The 2,967-nt window shown below is 38.5% G+C and carries 4 protein-coding genes; 3 read left to right on the top strand and 1 reads right to left on the bottom strand.

The genetic code is table 11. The features are described 5' to 3' along the window. Nucleotides 1–57 precede the first annotated feature (57 nt). Nucleotides 58–1,134 (top strand): hypothetical protein, encoded by a 1,077-nt coding sequence (locus tag F607_RS0126010; protein WP_027710344.1) that lies wholly within the window; start codon nt 58–60, stop codon nt 1,132–1,134. A gap of 67 nt (nt 1,135–1,201) precedes the next feature. Here F607_RS0126010 and F607_RS0126005 read toward each other — a convergent pair whose 3' ends face one another. Further along, the gene (locus tag F607_RS0126005; RefSeq protein ID WP_027710343.1) at nt 1,202–1,576 is read right to left on the bottom strand and encodes a hypothetical protein; all 375 of its coding nucleotides are present in this window, start codon (nt 1,574–1,576) and stop codon (nt 1,202–1,204) included. Nucleotides 1,577–1,870: 294 nt separating this feature from the next. Between F607_RS0126005 and F607_RS0126000 the strand changes: the two genes are divergently transcribed. After that, complete coding sequence (locus F607_RS0126000) at nt 1,871–2,383, top strand: MerR family transcriptional regulator (protein WP_027710342.1); 513 nt, start codon at nt 1,871–1,873, stop codon at nt 2,381–2,383. Between the two features lie 111 nt (nt 2,384–2,494). Beyond that, entirely contained in the window at nt 2,495–2,683 is a 189-nt protein-coding gene (locus F607_RS32015) for a hypothetical protein (RefSeq protein ID WP_038292399.1), read from the top strand. Nucleotides 2,684–2,967 lie beyond the last annotated feature (284 nt).

Genomic DNA, 2,967 nt, shown 5'->3' with positions numbered 1-2,967 from the left:
TATTACTGACTTAATTTACCCAAATAGACGTGCATAATACATCTTTGGTTGTATTATATGCTACCCCCTAGGAATCCATATAGAGCCAAACGAAAAAAAGCATTATGCTTTATTGAAAAATGTAATTCAGAAAATTTTGAGGATTTTTTTAGTAAAAAACTTCACCCACAATACGGTGAGTTGACCCAGTCTATCAACGAATCTATGACAATTCTGGGAGACCTGCTTGAACAGTTAAAAAACTATGCTGCAGACGATATCAAACTTATTAAAGAAGTCCAACAAACAAATAATTCTCTATTGACTAAACTCTGGCACTTATTTAGCTTTAAGAGTATTAGAGCCAATAGCGCATTAAAACGTATTGGCCAACAAACAGGTCAACCATCAGGTCAAGTACTCAACACCTATCAACAGCTGCAAACCCAACAGCTTGAGCTTAGAAAGCTAATCACTAATGCTGAAATAGAGGCTAATCAATTACACCGCAAAAAACAGCTTTTAGATGACTATCGTTATTTTACAAAGAATTTCCGAGAAGCTGTCACTCAAGTGGTTCGCAAAGATATTGAGACTAATCTGCAAATCACTCCTGTTGATCAACTACAGTCAACATTGCCGGTTAACTGTAAGTTATATGTCAGTCAACTTCATGCTTTAGCCCAAAAATTAAAATATCTAAATAACTTAGTAGCTGGCCTTAAAGCTGAAATAGATGATCGTCAAAAGCGTGTAACCAAAATAAGTTCTGTTCAACGTAAATGGCGTCGTACGCGAAAACTTTATTTATCAGGAGATAAATCAAACTGGCTGGTTAATGTTCCAAAAATGAAAATGCAATCCACGCATAAGTATACCAGTAAGTGTCACAGCGTAAGATACAGCTTAGTTGAATACAACGACTATCAGAGTTATGGCGACCACTATTATTCAGCCATTGCTGCAGGTATAGCAACCGCTGCCGTAAGCTGTTTAATGCTTGCTGCATTGCCCGCCATCGCTGTCGCTTCTGTCCTCTCTGATGTCGAAGCAGAAACCTTTAGCGCTCACTTGGATGAGATGAGTACACTTGACGTGCCCGAAGACAGCATTGATATAGATGAATTCGAAGCAAGTGAAGAAGAAGCCAGTTAAGCGTTGATCACAATGATGTATACTAAACCCTAATACTTTATAATTAGGGTTTATTAAACCAGAACAACTATTCTGTTGCCATAAATACAACTACAATCAATAAAATATCAACGGTTATATGCAATACAAACGTTCCGCTGTAACGATAAAGAATAGTTTCTGTACTGTAGTGTTTTACAAGCCGCTGATACCTGCACGTCTCCTGCAATACTTTTAATTCTTCCCTGGCAACAGATAAACACTCTAACGCTGACTTCTGGGAACTTAAATTAGCGACAAAAAATAATACTAATCCAAAGCTCAACAAAATAGCAGTTATAACTGACAACTTCCCATATTGGCTAAATACCCAACCTGCATTTGCAAAAATAACAACCGTATAAAAATTCCAATAGCTATTGATTCGTGATTCAATGGTTTCGATAAGCGTAATAATATCCATAGCAATAAAAAAACTGACTCAATAAATTTTTATTTCAAAGAAAAAAACAGCCACTATTATTTAGCGATAAATTTAACATCAATTCACAACTCAAATAATTATTGAACATCTATTAATCACGGGTAATTTTATACTGTCAGTAAAGTAACGTCTGTATAAAAGAGTAGACACAACTTAAGCCTCAGGGTAGCTGAAACCTCTACGGAAGATAGCTCAGTTATGTAAAAAAAAGCGGTTGACCTGTCTATAGGTGTAGGGTTAATACTACTTCCTTGTTGATTGCGGGGAATTGTAATGTTGACGGTGACCCAAATAGCCAAAAAGTTCAGTATTTCACGTGCCACAGTACTCTACTACGAACGTATGGGGCTTTTACAACCATGCACTCGCTCAGAAAACGGCTATCGGTGGTATGGTGACAATGCTGTTAAACAGCTTGAAACCATCATCGCTTACCGGTCCTATGGGGTTCCTGTAGCTCAAATACACACTTTACTAAAGCGTGGTGATAACAAAACTCAAGAGGAAATCCTTCAGGATCAGTTCAACCATCTTGAAGTTGAAATCAAAAAACTTCGCAAGCAACAAAAAGCGATTGTTGCCTTATTACAACAACCTAAATTATTGGAGGAAAATATGGTCACTAAACAGCGTTGGGTAGAAATCATGCAGGCAGCAGGCTTCAATGAGCAAGACATGCAAAACTGGCATCGACAGTTTGAAAAAATGGAGCCAGAGGAACATCAAAAGTTTCTTGAATCACTTGGCATTGATCCTGAAGAAATCAAACGAATCAGGCGTTTGTAAAACGGTTACATCACACTGTCCTCACTGCTATAAAGAAGAACTCAATATTCTCCAGCACTTTAAGGCTAATTCGTGTACAATACGCCACCTCACATAATCATAGGAGCACCCATGGCACGAAATAAAGAGCAAGACGGTCTGAGCAGTGAGGCACGCCAACGGCTGATTGACGAACAAGTTGCAGCTTTTCTCAAGTCAGGTGGCAAGGTAACTGAAGTTCCTCAAGGTGTAAGTGGTCAAGAGCCGGTGAAAGGCCGCCAGCACATTGTGCTAGGAAAGAAGGAAAACAAAGAGAGCTAGTACAACTACCCCACCGACTTTTCGCTTCTGACTTTTCTGTTTGTAGTGATGTCCCAACAAGAGCAGTCAGAAGTACCCTTTATCTCACTAACAACCTTAACACCTGCAAACATCTGCAGTTTTCACTCCCCCTACTTGCTAATACCTATCATTTCCATATAAGATCAAAATACTCAGTAAAAAAACAATAATTAACGCGATGCTCGACTTTTTAGCCTATTAATTGAGCCAACTGAAGTGGAGCGTTGCCTTCGTTTCTATTGAGTAACACACATAAACTGTGT

Origin of the sequence: Zooshikella ganghwensis DSM 15267, from assembly GCF_000428585.1 — a bacterium.
In the GTDB taxonomy this organism is placed as follows: Bacteria; Pseudomonadota; Gammaproteobacteria; order Pseudomonadales; family Zooshikellaceae; genus Zooshikella; species Zooshikella ganghwensis.
Note: the sequence above shows the minus strand (reverse complement) of the source record. Positions and strands in the feature narration are given on the sequence as shown.